Annotated in this window: 13 protein-coding genes; 9 read left to right on the top strand and 4 right to left on the bottom strand. The window is 42.9% G+C overall.

All coding sequences use genetic code 11. From position 1 onward, the window contains the following. The first annotated feature begins 30 nt into the window (after positions 1–30). Positions 31–1986, top strand: a complete 1956-nt coding sequence (locus QYT14_RS09640; RefSeq protein ID WP_237039171.1) for a RagB/SusD family nutrient uptake outer membrane protein — start codon at positions 31–33, stop codon at positions 1984–1986. A 334-nt stretch (positions 1987–2320) separates the two neighbouring features. Here QYT14_RS09640 and QYT14_RS09635 read toward each other — a convergent pair whose 3' ends face one another. Then, positions 2321–3538, bottom strand: coding sequence for an S-adenosylmethionine:tRNA ribosyltransferase-isomerase (locus QYT14_RS09635; protein ID WP_288324644.1), 1218 nt, complete (start codon positions 3536–3538; stop codon positions 2321–2323). A gap of 1064 nt (positions 3539–4602) precedes the next feature. Here QYT14_RS09635 and QYT14_RS09630 point away from each other — a divergent pair. The 8 genes from QYT14_RS09630 to QYT14_RS09595 all read left to right on the top strand — a co-directional run bounded on the left by QYT14_RS09630 (position 4603) and on the right by QYT14_RS09595 (position 16228). Further along, positions 4603–5205: an RNA polymerase sigma-70 factor gene (locus tag QYT14_RS09630; protein WP_288324645.1), complete on the top strand. Its 603-nt coding sequence runs from the start codon at positions 4603–4605 to the stop codon at positions 5203–5205. 68 nt (positions 5206–5273) lie between these two features. Continuing rightward, positions 5274–6287 (top strand): FecR domain-containing protein, encoded by a 1014-nt coding sequence (locus QYT14_RS09625; protein ID WP_288324646.1) that lies wholly within the window; start codon positions 5274–5276, stop codon positions 6285–6287. Between the two features lie 235 nt (positions 6288–6522). Continuing rightward, on the top strand, positions 6523–9753 hold the full coding sequence (locus QYT14_RS09620) for a TonB-dependent receptor (protein WP_288324647.1): 3231 nt from the start codon (positions 6523–6525) through the stop codon (positions 9751–9753). Positions 9754–9764: 11 nt separating this feature from the next. Further along, positions 9765–11396 carry a RagB/SusD family nutrient uptake outer membrane protein gene (locus tag QYT14_RS09615; protein WP_288324648.1) on the top strand — a complete coding sequence of 544 codons (1632 nt, stop codon included), beginning with the start codon at positions 9765–9767 and terminating at the stop codon, positions 11394–11396. 19 nt (positions 11397–11415) lie between these two features. Next, positions 11416–13962 (top strand): GH116 family glycosyl-hydrolase, encoded by a 2547-nt coding sequence (locus QYT14_RS09610; RefSeq protein WP_288324649.1) that lies wholly within the window; start codon positions 11416–11418, stop codon positions 13960–13962. Between the two features lie 4 nt (positions 13963–13966). After that, positions 13967–14554 (top strand): hypothetical protein, encoded by a 588-nt coding sequence (locus QYT14_RS09605; protein ID WP_288324650.1) that lies wholly within the window; start codon positions 13967–13969, stop codon positions 14552–14554. Between the two features lie 168 nt (positions 14555–14722). Further along, a complete protein-coding gene (locus QYT14_RS09600; protein WP_288324651.1) occupies positions 14723–15814 on the top strand; it encodes a DUF2027 domain-containing protein in 1092 nt (363 codons plus the stop codon). Positions 15815–15817: 3 nt separating this feature from the next. Continuing rightward, a complete protein-coding gene (locus QYT14_RS09595; RefSeq protein WP_237039180.1) occupies positions 15818–16228 on the top strand; it encodes a PaaI family thioesterase in 411 nt (136 codons plus the stop codon). Between the two features lie 124 nt (positions 16229–16352). Here the strand turns inward: QYT14_RS09595 and QYT14_RS09590 are convergent, their stop codons facing one another. The 3 genes from QYT14_RS09590 to QYT14_RS09580 form a co-directional block, all read right to left on the bottom strand. Beyond that, on the bottom strand, positions 16353–16961 hold the full coding sequence (locus tag QYT14_RS09590; RefSeq protein WP_237039181.1) for a histidine decarboxylase, pyruvoyl type: 609 nt from the start codon (positions 16959–16961) through the stop codon (positions 16353–16355). A 184-nt stretch (positions 16962–17145) separates the two neighbouring features. After that, complete coding sequence (locus QYT14_RS09585; RefSeq protein WP_288324652.1) at positions 17146–18852, bottom strand: acyl-CoA dehydrogenase family protein; 1707 nt, start codon at positions 18850–18852, stop codon at positions 17146–17148. Further along, on the bottom strand, positions 18852–19871 hold the full coding sequence (locus QYT14_RS09580; protein WP_237039183.1) for an electron transfer flavoprotein subunit alpha/FixB family protein: 1020 nt from the start codon (positions 19869–19871) through the stop codon (positions 18852–18854). The genes QYT14_RS09585 and QYT14_RS09580 overlap by 1 nt, the downstream gene beginning before the upstream one ends. Between the last annotated feature and the right edge of the window lie 2 nt (positions 19872–19873).

The following is a 19873-nucleotide window of genomic DNA, read 5'->3' as shown; positions in this document are numbered from 1 at the left end:
ATCTACTGACTAACAACTGAAACAATGAATATGAAAAAAATAATTCTTCCTCTCATAGGATTAGCTTTTTGTGGGTTGCAAAGCTGTGTGGACCTGAACATGGCTCCCCACAACCAGATTGCTTCCGGAAACATGTGGACAAACTCCACATTGACCAACGCAGGTGTGGCTGCCATCTATCAGAACTTGCGCGGATGGGGCATCTACAATCAGGACTATACCAATGCGACTCCTGCTTTCGAAGCATTGAGCATGTCTACTGATGCTTACCGTACACCTCCTTATCTGAAGGGCACTTCAGGTTCCGGCGACGGACTGTTTTCAAACGCCTGGAAGTATTTATACGAAGGTGTCCATCGTGCCAACTCTGCCATCGATGTTCTGTCGGAGCCGGGCAGCGGCGGCGTGGACGACGAAACCCGCTTGCGCCTGTTGTGCGAGAGCAAGTTTCTCCGCGCTTTCTACTACACCAGGCTGAACGAGCTCTTCGGCCGTTATGGTCTGGGGGTGCCTCTCTATCTGGAGCCGTTGGGGTCTGTGGACGAATGTACCAAGGGACAATCTCCTGAAGACGAAGTCTGGGCACAGGTCATCCAGGACTTGACCGACTGTATAGATGAGCCGAATTTCCCCGACCATTATGCCGAAACAGGACGTGCCTGCAAGGGCGCTGCCTACACTTTGCGCGGACGTGTCTACCTGATGATGGGAGCAAAGTATAATTACGACAATAAAGTAGGCACCGTGACGGGTACCAAGATAGACGAAAGTCTGCTCCGCAAGGCCGTGGCCGATTTCGAGAAGGTGGGACAATGCGGTTTCAGCTTGTTCAAGGGCGGATACAAGCAAATCTTCACTGAAGCGAACGAAGGATGTGAGGAAATGATTTTTGCCGTTTCCAATACGGATAAGCTGAAGGGATACGGAAACTCCACTCAACGTTATTGCGGAACTCGTTCCATGGTGGGACACGACGGAGTGGAAGGCTGGTCTTACTTCGCGCCATCCAATGCCTTGGTGGATTTGTATGAGTATAAAGACGAGCAGAGGGATTTCGACTGGAATGACATTATCCCCGGTTATTTCGATATTTCCGAGAGAGACCGTCTGATTTATTTTCTCCGCGACTCCTTGGAAAACGGAGACGTGCTGGGTGGCCCTGAATTGAGAAAAATGATTGTAACGAAGATCAATACTGTATCGGAGAAAAACCGCGGTTTGTACTTGGGCGACGGAAACGAAGCCCGTCTGAAGAAAGCTTGGGAGAACCGTGACCCTCGTCTGCGTTACAACGTGATTCTGCCGTATGATGAACCTTACATGGGAGGCGATGCCAAGCGCCTGAATGCAGGCGACCTCAATCCGGTGCCCTACGTGTTCCGCTGGCCGGTGAAGCAATCGCGTCATTATGTGGATATGCAAAAAGACCCTTCCTGGGGTGTGGATGCTCCGTATGACCTGATGCAGGACGGTAACAGTGAAGCGGAATTTGCCTACCGTTACCGTAAGTTCGTCATGGAAGGCTATGAATGTGAATATGCGCAGGACAGCCCTATCGACGAACCTGTGTACCGCTATGCTTATGTCTTGCTGATGTGGGCTGAGGCATTAGCCCAGTTGGATGACTTGACAGGTGCGGCCGAAAAGGTCAACATGGTTCGTCAGCGTCCATCGGTAGAAATGTGGCCATATACATTTAGCAACAAGGAAGATGCGCTGAACAAAATCCGCAACGAGTCCCGTCGTGAGTTCTGTATGGAAGGAGTCAACTTCCTCGAAGAATTCCGTTGGGGTACTCTTCGCCAAACCAAGTTCGAACCTTTCATGAACTATCAGCCCGGTTCTAAGACTTGTCCCGGATTCCAGAGCAGTGGTAACGGTGGTGTAAGCTGGTCTACAACAAATGACTATAGCATCTTCCCTGTACCTCGGTCGGAAGTAGAAAAGAACCCGAATCTGACAAAAACTCCGGGTTGGGTGTACTAAAAGATTTCATGACCGTATAGGTGTTTTAATGTAAAAAAGGGGCCTGTCAAACTCTTTCTTGAGTTTGGGTAGGCCTCTTTTTTATTGGGCAAGTGGGGCCATATACCTGTTCGGATTTTCAAGCATGTGCTTGCGGATATCGTTCCGGCCGGAACTTGCACCACCGTTAAACAATGGCGAGCCCCTTTTCATACGGATGATTAAGCCTTTCCATACTGAATACTACTACGTCCTGCCGTAGCGGGACGTAGTAACCGTCTGTAAAAAAACCTTAATGGTAGGGAAGAAAACGCTTAGTGGTGCGGAAGGAAGATGTTATGCCTGTGACAGGTTCTCAGGGTATCAGCAACGAACTGTCTCCGTAGCTCAGGAACCTGAAATCATGTCCCAAGGCATAATTGTAAATCTTCCGCCAGTCTCCTTTCACAAAGGCGGAAACCAACAACAGTAATGTGCTTTGCGGTTGGTGGAAATTGGTAACTATCTTCTTCACAATTTTGTATTCGTAGCCCGGAGCAATGATGATTTGCGTACTAGTGTGCAATGCTTCCATGTGGTGACGATTCAGATAGTCAAGTATATATTGTAAAGCCTGTATAGTGCTGATACCATTGTTCTCTTCGTAAGGCATCCATTGTTGCACGTGCAGTTCTTCCTGATTGGCATCAGGATTGCGGCTGATAACTACACCTATATAATATAGGCTCTCCAATGTTCTCACCGAAGTGGTTCCTACGGCAATGGCACATCCTTCGTGTGCAATCAGTTTCTCAATAGTCTGTTTGTTGACAGAGATGTACTCTGTGTGCATTTCATGTCCTTCTATTTCTTCACTTTTGACAGGCTTGAAGGTACCTGCCCCTACGTGCAAGGTCAGTTCTTCACGGTCGATGCCGTGGGCGTCCAATGCTTTCAATACACGTTCGGTAAAGTGTAACCCGGCAGTGGGCGCGGCTACCGATCCCTTTATCTTGGAATAGACCGTTTGATAAGTTTCTTTATCGCTTTCCTGTGTATCACGGTTGAGGTAGGGAGGAATAGGCAGTTCGCCTACCACTTCCAGCAGGTCGGCAAAAGTAATGCTGTCATCATTCCATTCAAAATCAATCCAATGGCTTGTGCCGCGACATTCACCGCGTGTGGCAGTCAGTGTCACTTGTTTCCCTTTCACGTCTACCACGCGACTCAGTGCTCCTTCTTTCCACTTCTTCAGATTGCCAATCATGCAGAGCCAGCTGCATTTTTGCGTTTGCTGGAAAGACAGTACATAATCGTTCGGCTGTATAGGCTCCAGACAGAACACTTCAATCAGCGCCCCTGTTTCCTTGCGGAAGTGCAGACGTGCCTGAATCACCTTTGTATTGTTGAAGACCATCAGTTCGCCCTGTTCCAGATATTCCGGCAGCGAAGTGAATGTATCTTCGCTCACTTCACCGTGGCGGTATACCAACAGTTTGGATTGGTCACGCACCGTCAGCGGAAACTTTGCAATCCGTTCGTCGGGCAGCGGGTAGTTGTACTCGCTTATTTTGATATGTTTTGTATCTTCCATTTGATTTCGTTTCATAATTTGCGCAAAAGTACCGATATTTGCTCTGTACATTGAATATAAGTTTTTTATATTTAAATGTAACCAAACTCGTACGTGTATGTTTCTTATTGAACCTGACAAAGGTAACAATTATTTTTTATCTGATTCATCCTCTTTTCATTTTTTCTGGGTCAGTTATTATTGGGGGGGATTTAACATATCAAACACCTGTCTCCGGATGTTGTCTTCTCCGGTTTTCAACCTCTGCATACGTTTTGAACTCCCTAAGTCGTTTCATTAGGCGGAATAAGCGTTTTCGTCCTTTCGATTAAGCCTGTCTGTCAGTCGAATTACTACAGTCTTCGGCAGTGGACTGTATAGTCCGTTACTGTAGACCGTACAGTCCACCGTAACGGACTGTACGGTCCGCTGTCGGAGACTGTAATAATCTTCCGTTTAAGAAGACTTGGCTGACCCTAAGAAACGGCTTACTCTTCCCTTTGTTGGTGATATGACATGTTAAATCCCCAAGAGAACAATGTGACCCTTCTTTTCTCCTTTTCAATCCCTCTTAAATCTTTATATATATGAGAAAAGAAGATTTACTGGGGTAACCCTGTTTCGGTTGGTGGGCGGGATATTCATTCGAAGGTTATGAAATCGGAGGTAATTATACAGGCTTTAGTCGCTATACATTATGGAAACAAGAGTAGTGGAGGTAATTGGTACTGATGATATTTAACGAACTGTTGTTTGTTAGATGGTACAAAATGGGAAAAGTCATAAAATCCTATTCTTTTTTCGTCTAAAAATGTATCTTTGCGCCTGATATGGCAACAAAAAGAGTACTTGTAGATAGGAATTTTGGCTGTGTCATTATGCGTACACATCGTTTGACATGTCATTTATCATGTTATCGGATGATGTTACCATTTCATTTAATGGATTATGTATTGTAGCATGAATTTTCCCATTCCCATGGAATGAACTTCACAAGTTCAATACGGATTTTTAGGTTAAATGCTATAATCTACTACGATGGAACACCGTATTAGAGTTACTGATTTTTTGTTGTTATAACTTTAATGATGGCTATGGAAAAACTTATTATAGAGCAGTTGAAGCAAGGAAATGAAGATGCTTTTAAATACATATATAAACAGCATTATGTATTGCTTTGCCGTTTTGCGAACCAAATGTTGGCCGATGCTGCTTTGGCTGAGGAAATAGTGGATGATGCGATTTTTTATTTGTGGGAACACCGAGGTGATATTGAAATTGAATATTCAATTCGTGCATACCTTATGCGTGCTGTCCGTAATCATTGTTTAAATGAGCTGAATTCGCTAAGGAGGCGGGAGGAACTTTTGGTCTCTTCATTTTTCCTTCCGGAGAATATGGAGTTTCTAGACCGGATTTTTGTTGAAGATGAGCATCCTTTAGGTTATTTATTGGAGCAGGAATTGGAAAGTGAACTGATTCGGAATATTGAAGAACTTCCTTTAGAATGTCGTACGGTGTTTAAAAAGAATCGTTTTGAACAGAAAAAATACGAAGAAATAGCAATAGAACTTAATATTTCAATAAACACGGTTAAATATCACATGAAGAACGCATTATCCTGTCTTCAGCAACGGATGGAAAAGTACCTGAAACTACTTGTTCTCTATATTTTCTTAGGAAATTGAAAAAAAACTTCATTTAGACTACCCTTTAAAACTTATTTTTTGCCTTATATAATAACAGCACTTAATATATGCAGATGAAAGAAGAATATAACGATATAGACAGATTGATTACATCTTATTTATCAGGGAATTTGGATAAAGCATCTTTTTCCGAGTTGCAGAAATGGAGTATGGAATCGGAAGCCAACCGTATTTATGTTCGGAATAAGTTAGAACTTTGGTTTTCTTCGGGAGTATCGGGAAGTGTTGCGCCATTTGATGAAGATAAGGCTTTTACTTTGTTTCAGCAGCGGGTAGCTATACTCTCGAAAAAAGAAAAACCGGCAAGCCGTTCTTTCTCTTGGAAAATGTTATATCGTGTAGCTGCTGTGCTTTTGGTTTTATTAGTCCCTTTTGCTACTTATTACCAGGGAAAACATACAGTAAAACAGAACTTTTCGGATATAGTGGTGGAAGCTTCATTAGGTACACATACAAAATTAAATTTGCCTGATGGAAGTTTGGTTTGGTTAAACGCTGGTTCTAAAGTTACTTATTCTCAGGGGTTTGGTGTAGATGATCGTAAGTTGACATTAGAAGGAGAAGGTTATTTTGAAGTAGCCCACAATGAGAAAGTGCCCTTTGAGGTTTGTACTAAAGAGGTGAGTCTCCGTGTATTGGGCACAAAATTCAATTTTAAGAACTATTCTAATGACGAGGAGGTGATGATTAGTTTGGTAGAAGGGAAGGTGGCACTACAGAATGAGATTAAAGCGATGGCAGAACTTTATTTGGAACCGAATGAACGAATGGTACTGAATAAATTGACTGGTGAAATGGTTAAGTCGAAAGCGAATGTAGAGTATGCAAATATTTGGAGAGATAATAAATTGTTTTTTGATGAAGAGTTGTTAGAGGATATTGCAAAAAAACTGATGCGAAGTTATGATGTGTGTATAGAAGTTGCGGATTCACTGCGGGATAGACGTTTTTATGGTGATTTTATGATAAATAAAAATACCATCGAAGAGGTGCTTACAACCATAGCTTCTACCAGCAGGATGAATTACCGATACGAAAATGGAAAGTATATACTTTATTAATATATTGTAGAACCTTAAAAATCTAAATTTATGAAGCAAATAATTTCTACCGGTTGATGTGTAAAGTAGGAGATGCTTGATATAAAAAAGGAGGATGCGGCCACACCCTCCCGATTAAATCAAATCAAGTATTCTTTTTAAAAACACTTGTTGAGTTAAAGAAGTAGCAAATATAGTAAATCTTTAATTCTTATAACCCTATTCTAATTTATTTATTTTAAAAATCAGAAGAATTATGAGATGTTTTGATAAGGCTATTTTAGTAGCCTCAGTAGCACTTTGCTTTAATTTATCGGCTTTTTCGCAGGATATTACATTGAAAGCCAATAATATAACAGTTAAGGAAGCTATCGAACAAATAAAGAAATCATCAGGATATTCATTTGTCTTTTCATCCCTTGATTTGGATACGAAAAAGCGTGTCTCCATTTCTGTAAAAGATGCGATAATAGAAGAAGTTGTAAAACAACTTTTAAAAGGACAACCCGGCTTGAGTTATGAAATTCAAGATAAAAAAGTAATTATTAAAAGAGCACAGCAACCGCTGAAGCGTGAGCAGCAAGGTGAGGTGACAGGAAGGGTGATTGATGTAAATGGTGAGCCGATAATTGGCGCAACAGTTATAGTACAAGGTACTTCCAATGGTACAATAACTGATTTTGATGGTAATTTTACTCTAAATGCAATGAATAATGCTGTTTTGGAAATCTCTTATATTGGTTATGAGACCCAGCAGTTGAAGCCACAAAACGGCAAGATGCTGGTTGTGACCTTAAAGGAGGATACACAAGCATTGGAGGAGGTTGTTGTAGTAGGATATGGTATACAAAGAAAGGTTAATTTGACAGGTTCTATCGGAACTATTAAAGCAGATCAGGCATTGAAAGCGCGTTCTGTTACCAATGTTCAGGAGTTGTTGGCAGGTGCGGTTCCCGGTATGACAGTGACCAAAGGTAGTGGTGCGGTTGGCTCCGGAGCTACTATAAATATCCACGGTACTTCCACGATTGGGGGAAGTTCCGGTGTTCTTATTCTGATAGATGGTGTCCCCGGTAATCTTTATACATTGAATCCTAATGACATAGAAAGTATCTCTATTTTGAAGGATGCTGCTTCCGCTTCTATTTATGGGTCACGTGCAGCAAATGGGGTTATGTTGGTAACAACAAAGAAGGGGCAAACCTCAGAACGGCCGGTTGTTGATTTTTCTACCAATATAGGAATTCAGAATCCACAGTTCAAATTGGATTTTGTCGGTGCCGAAGATTATATGCGTTTGTATGATGAGGCAATGGTTAATGACGGTAAAGCTGCCTTTTTTGGTGAACAAGGCATACAGGATTTGAAGAACGGGAAATATGCAGATAATAAGTGGTATAAAGAAATATACCGTAAAAATACATTGATTAATAATATTCATGTGGCTGTTTCGGGTAAAGAGAAATCTATTACTTACCGTTTTTCTCTTTCGAATGACTATCAGGAGGGTACTTTACCTAACAATGATTATAACCGTTTGATATTCAAACCTGATTTGCACTTCCAGCTGTTAAAGAACTTGTCTGCACAAGTTAATTTGCAATATACACAGACAAATATAAAGAATCCGCAGGGAGGAACAACAATTTGGCAAACTCAGGCAGCGAGAATATCACCTGTTACCCCTATTTATGAGGCTAACGGACTATATGGGGTTGGTTCTTCGATGGGAGGAAACCCTATTGCCGGTGTCAATGAGGCTGGTTATTCAAAAGAGCGTCACAAAGAGATGCTTGCTATATTTAGTGCTACTTATACTCCTTTGAAAGATTGGAATATAAAAGCAAACATATCTGCCTATACGCATGACCAGACGACAAAAGACCGGGTCAAGACTTATTATTTATATGATGCCAAGGGAAATGTGGCAAAGACGGAAAATCTTGTTTCTTCTTTGAAAGACTCTAATGCTTATCAATACCGCACACAATTGCAGTTTACTTCTGATTATGCGCTTACGTTGGCTGACTCGCATCATTTCAAATTTTTGGCTGGTTATTCACAAGAATATTTCAAGCAGGAAGGATTTTGGGCCTCCAGAGATAATATGCCGTTTGATGATATTGATGTATTGGGGGTAGGTAGTGATAATAAGCAGAATGGAAGTTCGACAACTCGTGATGTGGCTATACAATCTTGGTTTGGACGTGTTAATTATGACTATCAAGGACGTTACTTATTTGAGGCAAGTTTAAGGGCGGATGGCTCTTCTCGTTTTGCAGAGGGGCATAGATGGGGTGTGTTCCCTTCATTTTCTGCCGGATGGAATATTCATCGTGAAAAATTTATGGAAGGTGCATCTTCGTGGTTGTCCGAATTAAAGATCAGGGGATCTTGGGGAACATTGGGAGATGCGGAAAAAGTTGGTTATTATCCGACTGCGCAAGTCTTAAGTTACGATCCTAAAATCTATTCGTTTAATGGGAAACTGGTTGGTGGTGCATATAATAATGTTGCTATAAATCCTGATATAACTTGGGAAATATCAGAATTGGCCAATATGGGGATTGATTTTGGGATGTGGGATCAACGTATCAAACTGTCTGTTGATTATTTTAATAATCTTCGTCGTAATATATTATATACTCCTCCTGTTCCCTCTGAATTCGGACTTTCTGCCCCAATTTCAAATTTGTTGAGAATGAGAAATCAAGGAATGGATATTCTGGTATCTTATAATGACGGCAAAGGGGATTTTTCATGGGGAGTAGATATGAATACGAGTTTCTCAAAAAATAAAGTATTGGAAATGGGGAACTCAGATAAGTGGATTGAAGGAAATGCGGTGACCTACTTAAATGGGCGGTACCAATTACCTTTCGGTTATGAGGCAGAGGGCTTATTTCAGAGTGAAGAAGACATAAAGAATCATGCCAAGCAAGGAAATGTTCTTCCTGGCAATATAAAATTTAAAGATCAAGATGACAATGGAGTTATTGACGGTAATGACCGTGTTATCTTGAATGATAAGTTACCGATTGATTATGGGGTCAATTTGCATTTTGGATATAAAAACTTTGATTTCTCTATGAATATGTATGGTAAATTGAATGTGAAGAAGTACATATCCGGTTATGAAGGATGGGCTTTCTATTTATCTCAGAATGCACGCCCTATGCATTTGGATGCATGGAGTGAAAATAATCCGGATGCCACTTATCCTCGTCTTACTTTAACGAATACGGCTAATGACACTCAATATAATAGCTATTGGTTGCGTAATGCTGATTATCTGAAAATCCAAAATGTGCAGATTGGTTATACCTTCTCAAAAACATTATTGGAGAAAGTGAATATTAAATATCTGAGACTTTATTTATCGGGACAAAATTTAGCGACCGTTACCGGTTACGATGGTTTTGACCCGGAGGGTGGATGGTATCCTTTGTCTAGAACATTTTCATTTGGTATAAATCTTCAATTCTAATAATAGATAGTATGAGACACTATAGTTTTTATATTTTATTTGTTGCTGTGCTTACATTGACTGGTTGTGCAGATTTTTTAGACCGTGATCCGTTGGAACAAGCTTCTGCAAATACTTTCTGGAAAACAGAAGTAGATGCAGAGAAAGGAGTAAATGCTTTATATCCGTTATTGCCAGGTGAAAGGGATTTTTGGAGAGATTGTGAAAGTGACAATTCCTTGATGACGAACTCGTGGGGAGAGAGTGGTTTAGGATATATTTGCCAGGGAATACATAATGCGGCTACAGGCTATTTGTCTGAAGAATGGAAATACGACCATATTTATCGCATCCTTTATTGTTTGGATAAACTTCAGGGAATGGAAATAAAAGAAGAAAAGAAACAGCGTTTTGAAGGAGAGATACGTTTTATTTTAGCGTTGAAATATTACAGGATGGCTCGGCATTTTGGGGATATTCCTCTCATTAAAGAAAAGCCTGTTTCTTTGGAAGAGGCTACATTGCCTCGCTCTCCTAAGCAGGAGGTTTTGGACTATGTCATTGAAAATGTGGATAAGGCGATAGAATATTTACCGGAAACTTATTCGGGAGATGATGTGGGTCGTATTACTAAAGGAGCAGCCTTGATGTTGAAAGCTGATATGTATCTGGATATGGCAAGTTATAAAAAGTTTCATCAGGGAGAGGATGCAAAAGAACTTTGGAAGGAAGCTGCTTCGCAGGCAAAGAAGGTGATTGACCTTAATTTATATGGCTTGGAAAATGATTTTGCCTTTTTGTTCAAAGCTGCAGCCAATAATAACAATAAAGAAGTTATTCTTGCCCATCAGTATATGGAGGATGAATTGACACATATGTTGCCTGTGCTATGTTCGCCATCAGGAGTTGGGGTGACAGGTCAAGGCTGGGCTAGTTTTTGTCCGACGCGCGATTTGGTTGATTCGTATGAGATGACTGATGGAAAGACTATTTATGAATCCTCTTTGTATGACATGGACCACCCATGGGAGAACCGGGATGTACGTTTGAAGAAAACATTTATGTTGCCGGGACTGGATATTCTCAGACCAGATGGAAGTTATACTCCGTATATGCCTCATCCGGCTTATAATAATCCGGAACGCATTAATAATGAGGGTGGCGGAATAACGGGATATATGTATTTGAAATATAACGATTTGGAATTAGAGAAAGTTGATGCTTCATGGACGAATTTCAGTTTGTATCGTTATGCGGAAACGTTATTAATTTATGCAGAGGCATTGAACGAATATGATCCGTATAATGCAGAAATAGTATGGGCGGTCAATCAAGTCAGGAAGCGTGCCGGTTTGCCCGGAGTGGACAGTCAACTTGGAAATCAGGAACGGATGCGTACTATTATCAGGGAAGAAAGAAGACACGAATTTGTTGGTGAACATAAGCGTTATTTTGATATTTTGCGCTGGAAAACAGCAGAAGTTGTATTGAATCAACCCGGATATGGTATCAATAAGGATGAGCACACTGCTATCGGAGATTATACTCAGGAAAAATTCCTTGGGCAGGAACGCACATTCGATCCGCAAAAACATTATCTGTGGCCGATTCCCCAGTCTGCAAGAGATAAGAATCCTAATTTGACTCAAAATCCTAATTGGTAATAGCTAAAATTAAAAATATATGATTACACATTTACAGAAATGGAGTTTGTTGATCTTTTTGGCAGCGGGTTCATTGTCTGCTCAGGAATGGAAACCGTCTGATTGGCCTGCATTGAAGCATTATGATAAGGACCACTTGTTTCAGATAGCTCTTCCCTTAGGTGGAATAGGAACAGGTACCGTATCTCTTGGTGGAAGAGGAGAATTGCGTGATTGGGAAATAATGAATGTTCCGGGGAAGAAATATAGCACGGTAACTACAGGTAATAATGCTCCTTTTTTTTCTATTTATGTTAAGTCACAGGATAATATTCCTGTGACGACTTTGCTGGAAGGTCCTCTTTACAGCCATGAATATTTGCACTATGAAGGTCGGCCGGTTAACCATCACGGCTTTCCCCGTTTTGCCAAGGCCTCTTTCGATGGGGCTTACCCGTTCGGGCAAGTGAATCTTTCGGATGCAGAATTACCGGTTACTGTAAAGATAAAGGGATTCAACCCATTGCTTCCAGGAAATGCTGATGACAGCGGGTTGCCGGTGGCGGTGCTTGCCTATGAGGTTACGAATACCGGGAATACTCCTTTAGAGGTTTCCGTATGTGGCTCTATGAGGAATTTTATTGGGAAAGATGGTAGTAAGTTTCGGACAGACTGGAAAGGAGATTATATTCCGGTTGGTGCTGAGAAGAACAGGAATGAGTATCGGGAAAGCGGAAATCGGAAAGGTATTTATTTATACTCTGAAGGGGTTGATAAACAGGATCCGGCATGGGGGACAATCGCTTTGGTGACTTCCTCAACAGGACAAGTAAGTTATCGGACTTCTTCAAAAGCTGATTCATGGAATAATGCTATTCTGAACTTTTGGGACGATTTTAGCAAAGATGGGATTATGGTAGAAAGGGAGCGGTCGGCAGATGAAGATCCGATGGTTTCTTTGGCAGTAAAAAAAACAATTGCTCCTCGGGCTACGGAAGCTTTTGTTTTTTATCTGACTTGGAATTTCCCGAACCGTAAAGGATGGTCATCTACCATAGTAGGCAATTATTATAGCCGACAGTTTGCTGATGCGTGGGAAGTGGCCGAGAAGGTGATTCCCCGTATGAGGCAATTGGAAGAAGAGACTCTCTTGTTTGTTAATTCATTTTTGGGTAGTTCTTATCCTGAAACAGTGAAAGAGGCAGCTTTGTTTAACTTGGCTACATTGCGCTCGCAGACAGTATTTCGCTTGCCTAGTGGCCATTTAATGGGTTGGGAAGGAATAATGGATCGTTTTGGCTCTTGCCAAGGGTCATGTACCCATGTCTGGAATTATGAGATGGCTACTCCCTTTTTGTTCGGTGGTTTGGCACAGACTATGCGCGATGTGGAATTTAACTATGCCACGAAAGAGAATGGGTTGATGAACTTTCGGGCTGATTTGCCTTTGTCGGAAGCTGCAAAGGGGACTTCGGCTGCAGCTGATGGGCAGATGGGATGTATCATGAAGATGTATCGGGAATGGCAACTGTCGGGTGACTATGCTTTTCTCCGGAAAAACTGGGGACAGGTTAAAAAAGTACTCTCTTATGCTTGGATAGAGAAAGGATGGGATGGCAATCAAGATGGAGTGATGGAAGGGTCACAGCATAACACAATGGATGTGAATTATTTTGGTCCTAATCCTCAAATGGGATTCTGGTATATGGGGGCATTGCGGGCAGCCGAGGAAATGGCATGGGCTATGAAAGATAAATCTTTTGCCAAGAAGTGCCGGAGGTTGTTTGAACAGGGGAGTCGGTGGATGGATGAGCATTTGTTTAACGGCGAATATTATGAACATCACATTACTGATCCTGAAACTTTTGAATTCATCAATATGAAAGATGCAGAAGGTAAAATTCCGGCTTTCCAGTTGGGCAAAGGGTGTCTGGTTGACCAACTAGTGGGGCAGTATATGGCACATATTTGTGGGCTAGGATATTTAGGAGACAAAAAGCATATTCATACAACTATGGAAAGCATTATGAAATATAACTATGTATCCGATTTCAGCCGGCATTTCAACAATATGCGTTCTTACGTAATGGGTAGGGAAGCAGGGCTTCTGATGGCTTCATGGCCTAAAGGACGTTTGGAGGTACCCTTCCCCTATTTTGCGGAGGTGATGACCGGATTTGAATATTGTGCGGCTGTGGGTATGATATATGAAGGAATGACGGATGAGGCATTGACTTGTATCCGTTCTATCCGTGACCGTTTTGATGGTGCCAAGCGTAATCCGTTCAGTGAACCAGAATGTGGACATCATTATGCTCGTTCAATGGCTAGTTGGGCGAGTGTAATCGCGCTGAGTGGATTTCACTACTCGGCAGTAGACAAACAAATGCAGTTTACGTCTGCTCCCGGAACCTATTTTTGGAGCAATGGTTACGCATGGGGAATGTGCCGGATTTCTGGCGGTGAAGCTACATTGGAGGTACTGAAAGGAACTTTGGGCATTGAACGCCTCCGCATTGGGGATGTGACTGTGAAAACGAAGAAAAAGCAACTCGCGGCAGGAGAGTCCGAGAGTATAAAATTGTAAATTTATGCGTTATTGGTGTATTTTATTGGTTTGTATCAGTCTTATGTTGCCGGCCTGTCATAGACAGGCTGGCAATGCTCTGCATCTGGAAGAGATGCCGATGGCTGATTGGAAAGGAAGCTTGCAAGAAAAGCTGCCTTTATTGGGGCATCGTAATTGGATTGTTGTTACAGATATGGCATATCCCTTGCAGGTTGGTCCGGGTATCATCACTTTATATGCTCCTGAAACTTTTGGAAATGTTGTCGCTTTTATAGTGGACCAGATTCGTCGGTCGGAGCATGTCTTTGCACATATATATCAGGACCGTGAGCAGTTGGCCTTGACGGAAGAACTGTGTCTCGGTGTGACGGCATACAGAAATTCGTTAGGTAAAGTATTAGATGGTGGAGGGAAAGTGACTTTTCTTCCCCACGAAGAACTGATTTCAAAGTTGGATAGTGTCAGCAAGCTCTATCAGGTGGTTGTCATTAAAACAGCTTTGACATTGCCTTACACATCTATTTTTTTTGAATTGGATTGTAAATATTGGGATGCAGTTCGGGAAGTAACTATAAGGAAACTGTCTAAGGATACGGTAGATAACCATTGACTACACCGTATTTTGTAATGTTTTCCATAAGGTTGTCATGCAATGTGGTAAAAGGATAAGACAAGTGCGAGTCATGTTAATTAAAAAGCCGTCTACAGTATATTAGAACAAACTTTTTGTAATTTGCGCAAAAGTACCGATATTTGTGCGAACTAAAAAGAAAACAATATGAAAATAGGAGATAAAGTCCGTTTTCTCAGTGAAGTGGGTGGCGGCATTGTGACAGGATTTCAGGGGAAAGATATTGCATTGGTAGAAGATGCCGATGGGTTTGATATTCCGATGCCTATTAAAGAATGTGTGGTAATAGATGCTGATGACTATAATATGAAGCGCAAACCTGTTGCGCAGAAAGAGGTGCCCGGTGCTGCCAAATCCAAAGGAGCTGTGCAGACTGTGAAAAAAACAATGGAAGAGGAGGAGGAAGACGAGCGCCCCATCACTTACCGTGCCGCCGAGCGTAAAGGAGGAGATGTGCTTAATGTAATGTTGGCCTTTGTTCCGCAAGACATCAAGGCGATTTCGAGCACCGGTTTTGATGCTTATATTATCAATGACAGTAATTATACGCTTTCCTTTGCTTACCTCTGTGCCGAAGGTCATAATTGGCGTGTGCGGAGTTGTGGAACAGTGCAGCCGAATACCAAATTCTATATTGAAGAGTTTGACAAGAGCATTCTGAATGAATTGGAGCATGTGGCTGTACAAGTGCTTGCTTTTAAAGATAACAAAAGCTTTATGATAAAGCCGGCCGTATCGGTGGAACTCCGTATAGACACGGTCAAGTTTTATAAACTCCATACGTTCCGCGAAAGCATATTCTTTGAAGAACCGTCATTGATTTATGATATTGTGAAAGATGATATGCCTGCCCGCCAGACCTTTTTAAATGCGGATGATATTAAGGGGGCGCTTTTGGCGAAGAAAGCTGCTGATACTATTCCGGCACGAAAGCCCGAGGTAAAGGTTCCGCAGAGTGATATCGTGGAGATAGACCTTCACGCCCATGAGTTGCTCGACTCTACTGCCGGTATGAGCAATAGTGAGATTCTGAACTATCAGCTCGATGTGTTCCGCAGGACTTTGGAGGAATACAGGAACAAGAAAGGGCAGAAGATTGTTTTCATTCATGGCAAGGGCGACGGCGTTTTGCGCAAAGCCATTTTGCAAGAATTGAAATATAAGTATAAGAACTATCAAAGTCAGGACGCTTCTTTCCGCGAATATGGCTTTGGAGCGACTATGGTAACGATTCGTTAATATATGCAGACATTAAAAGAGTTTCTGAAAACAGATCAGTTTGCTTCGTGCACCGGTGTGGAGCTGCTGGAAATAAAACCGGGATATGCACGTGCGCGTATGTTGGTTACGGAACGGCATCTCAACGGTGGAGGAGTGTGTCAGGGAGGGGCATTGTTTACGCTGGCGGATTTGGCTTTTGCTGCCGTGGCAAACAGCCATCGTCGGCTTACACTTTCCGTGACAGCGAATATTACTTTCCTGCGTTCTGCAAGACTGGGATATGTGTATGCAGATGCCACGGAGGTGTTTAATCACCACCGTATTCCTTTTGTGGAAGTGAAGATAACGGATGAAAAAGGCGAATTGATTGCTATATTTACCTCATCGGGCTACAGAAAAGAAACGGAGTTGCCGGTGGAGGAGTTGGAATAATATACAGTAAGAAGAGGGCGTGTCGAAACGCTCATAAACTAAAAATCACCCTCGCTACAGGCAGTTGTAGCGAGGGTGATTTCGATAAAAGGGAAGTTTTGACACATTTGCATACAGGTATCTATTATCCTTCTTTTACTTTCGCTTTTCCAATCTGACCGGGTTCGACGAATAAATATTTATATCCTACACGGATAGCAGCCAGATTCAATGCTTCGAGACGTGCACGACGTACCAGCAGGGCAGTCATTTCGTGTATGCGTCCGTCTACATAACCGATCATTTCACTTTCGGTAGTTTCTTCCGAGCCATACGTGCCGGCACTTTGCACCACCATGAAGGGTGATTCCGTACCTGCTTTATCCATACCGATAGCTATTGCAACATATATCCACATCGGCCCGTGAGCAACCACTTTACGTGCTGTGGCTGTGCGGCTTTCTCCTTTTGCCAACGTGCCGTGGCAACCGCCGGCAGACGACTGAATCAATTGTCCCAATCCATATACCGAAGCCTTGTCATCGGATGCATCCAATGGTTGTTCAAACAAAACTTCTTCACCTGTTCTCGGGTGAGTGACATGATAGTGGTCTACTTCGGGTATCAATCCTCCGGCTTCGTTATCGCCGACAGCTCCGGTTACCAGTTTGACATTCAGAAAACTACCGTTTAGGGCAGCTTCGTATACCACATCTGTCAGTGCGGCATTGCTAGTTAATTCTAATTCTTTCATAAGTCAAGGTTCTTTTATTTGTTTTTTCCCACTACCAACACGCCGAAAGCAGGAAAAGATTATAAAAGAACGGCAAAGTTTGTGAAAGGGGATACAAAAAAAGGAAGAAGTATCAGTTTCAATACCTCTTCCCTTTTATTCTTATCTTTCTCGCTTTCCCGTTATGGTGTCGGGGTGGCGGTGTTTACAGGCGGTAGTCAGCCAACTCTTCAGCTTTAAACTTGCGGATGAAGTTGAAGTGCTTTTCTATTTCGGCCTCTGCATAGTTTACATATACATGAGCTGATTTGGCGAACAATTCAGGCGCTTTAGTTGCATCTTGAATAAGGAGATGTGACATGACACATACAGCTGCCATTTCATAAAGACGGCGTGCAACGAAATCAAGTAACTCCTGATTCTGGGTCTCTTTTACAGCATTAGTGCATGCGTCAAACTTGTTAGCCATTTCTTTCACGCGGTCCATCAGCGGTTGCATTTCTTCACTGCAAGGGATGGCTTCGTAGTTGCGAAGAGTAGCGATGTAAGAACCGTTGGTAACGTAACGGATAGCGGCTACGGTCTGCAACTGGGTAGTACCTTCGTAAATGCTGGTGATGCGTGCATCGCGATAAATGCGCTGGCAAGCATATTCCATCATGAAACCTGAGCCACCATGAATCTGGATACAATCGTATGCATTCTGGTTGGCATATTCAGAGTTCATACCCTTTGAAAGCGGAGTGAAGCTGTCGGCTAACTTGGCATAAGTCTTTTGTTCCTGACGTTCTTCGGGAGTCAGTTTCCGTTCGCGGGCAATATCATCCAATGCTTTATAAATATCTACATAGCGCGAAGTTTGATAAAGCAATGCACGGCCTGCATCCAGCTTGGCTTTCATGATAGCCAGCATGTCATATACTGCCGGGAAGTCAATAATCGCTTTACCGAACTGCTTACGTTCTTTAGCGTATGCCAATCCTTCGTTGTAAGCAGCCTGTGACAAACCTACTGACTGGGCAGCGATACCCAGACGGGCACCGTTCATCAATGCCATAACGTATTTAATCAAACCGAGCTTACGGTCACCGCAAAGTTCGGCTTTCGCGTTCTTGTAAACCAGTTCGCAGGTAGGAGAACCGTGGATACCTAATTTGTTTTCGATACGGCGAACGTCTACACCACCTTCGTTTTTGTCATATATGAACATAGACAAACCGCGTCCGTCTTTTGTTCCTTCTTCGCTACGTGCCAATACCAGGTGAAGATTAGCGTCACCATTAGTGATGAAACGTTTTACACCGTTCAGGCGCCAGCAGTTGTTGGCCTCATCGAAAGTGGCTTTCAGCATCACTGACTGAAGGTCAGAACCGGCATCGGGTTCAGTCAAGTCCATAGACATGGTTTCTCCGGCACAAATACGGGGAATGAAACGGCTGTGCTGGTCTTCGTTACCGAATTCATATAGTGTTTCGATACAGTCCTGCAAAGACCAGATGTTTCCGAAGCCCGCATCGGCAGCGGCAACTATTTCAGCGCACATGGTGTACGGGGTGATAGGGAAGTTCAAGCCACCGAAACGACGGGGCATGGTCATACCGTTCAGTCCGGCTTTTACCATGGCATCCAGGTTTTGTTTGGTTCCTGAAGCATATTCCACACGTCCGTTTCCGCAGTGAGGACCTTCTTCGTCCACCCCTTCGGCATTGGGAGCGATGGTTTCACCTGTTATCTCACCTGTGATTTCCAGAATCTTATCGTAAGAGTCCATTGCATCGGCATAATCCTGCGGTGCATAGTCGAACTCGTCTTTATCTCTATAGTCGCGCTCTTTCAGTTGGCAGATGCGCTCCATCATCGGATTGTTCAAGTGATACTTGAGTTCCGGTATATCGGTATAAAAGTTTGCCATTACTTACTGTTCTTTTTATAATACTTAATCAATTTTGGAACGACTTCTTCCACAGTGCCGTTTATCACATAGTCGGCAATGGTGTTGATAGGAGCGTTCGGGTCACTGTTTACAGAGATGATGATACCTGCATCCTGCATACCTGCGATGTGCTGGATTTGTCCGGAGATACCGCAAGCGATGTACAGTTTGGGACGGACGGTAACACCTGTCTGGCCAATCTGACGGTCATGGTCTGCATAACCTGCATCGACAGCCGCACGGCTGGCACCCACTTCGGCGTGAAGTTCTTTAGCCAGTTCGAACAGTTTGTCAAAACCTTCTTTAGATCCCATACCATAACCTCCGGCAATCACGATAGGTGCGCCTTTCAGGTTATGTTTGGCCTTTTCTACATGGCGGTCGATGACTTTCACTACATAGTCTGTTTCAGGAACAAACTTGGCAACGTCGTGGTTCACCACTTCACCTTTGTAGTTCTCATCCAGAATTTCTTTCTTCATCACACCTTCGCGAACGGTCGCCATCTGCGGACGGTGTTCGGGGTTGACGATGGTTGCAACGATGTTACCACCGAAGGCGGGACGAATCTGGTACAACAGGTTTTCGTAAGTAATGCCGTTCTTCTTGTCTTCGTGAGCGCCGATTTCCAACTGAGTACAGTCGGCAGTCAGTCCGCTGGTCAGTGCCGAAGAAACGCGCGGACCCAAGTCGCGACCGATAACGGTAGCACCCATCAGACAGATTTGCGGTTTTTCTGCTTTGAACAGATTCACCAAGATAGAAGTGTGGGGCAGTGAAGTATAAGGGAATAAGCCGGGAGCATCGAATACATGAAGTTTGTCGACACCGTAGGGCAATACTTGTTTTTCAATTCCTTCAAGGCCGGTTCCGGCAGCGATTGCCTCAAGCTGGCAGCCTAACTGATTAGCTAATTTACGACCTTTGGTTAAAAGTTCGAGACTCACATCGGCCACTGTTGTGCCTTCAATCTCGCAATATACAAATACATTATTCATAA

The organism is uncultured Phocaeicola sp. (assembly GCF_948499155.1).
Classification (GTDB): Bacteria; Bacteroidota; Bacteroidia; order Bacteroidales; family Bacteroidaceae; genus Phocaeicola; species Phocaeicola faecalis.
This window is presented reverse-complemented; position numbering and strand designations above follow the sequence as displayed.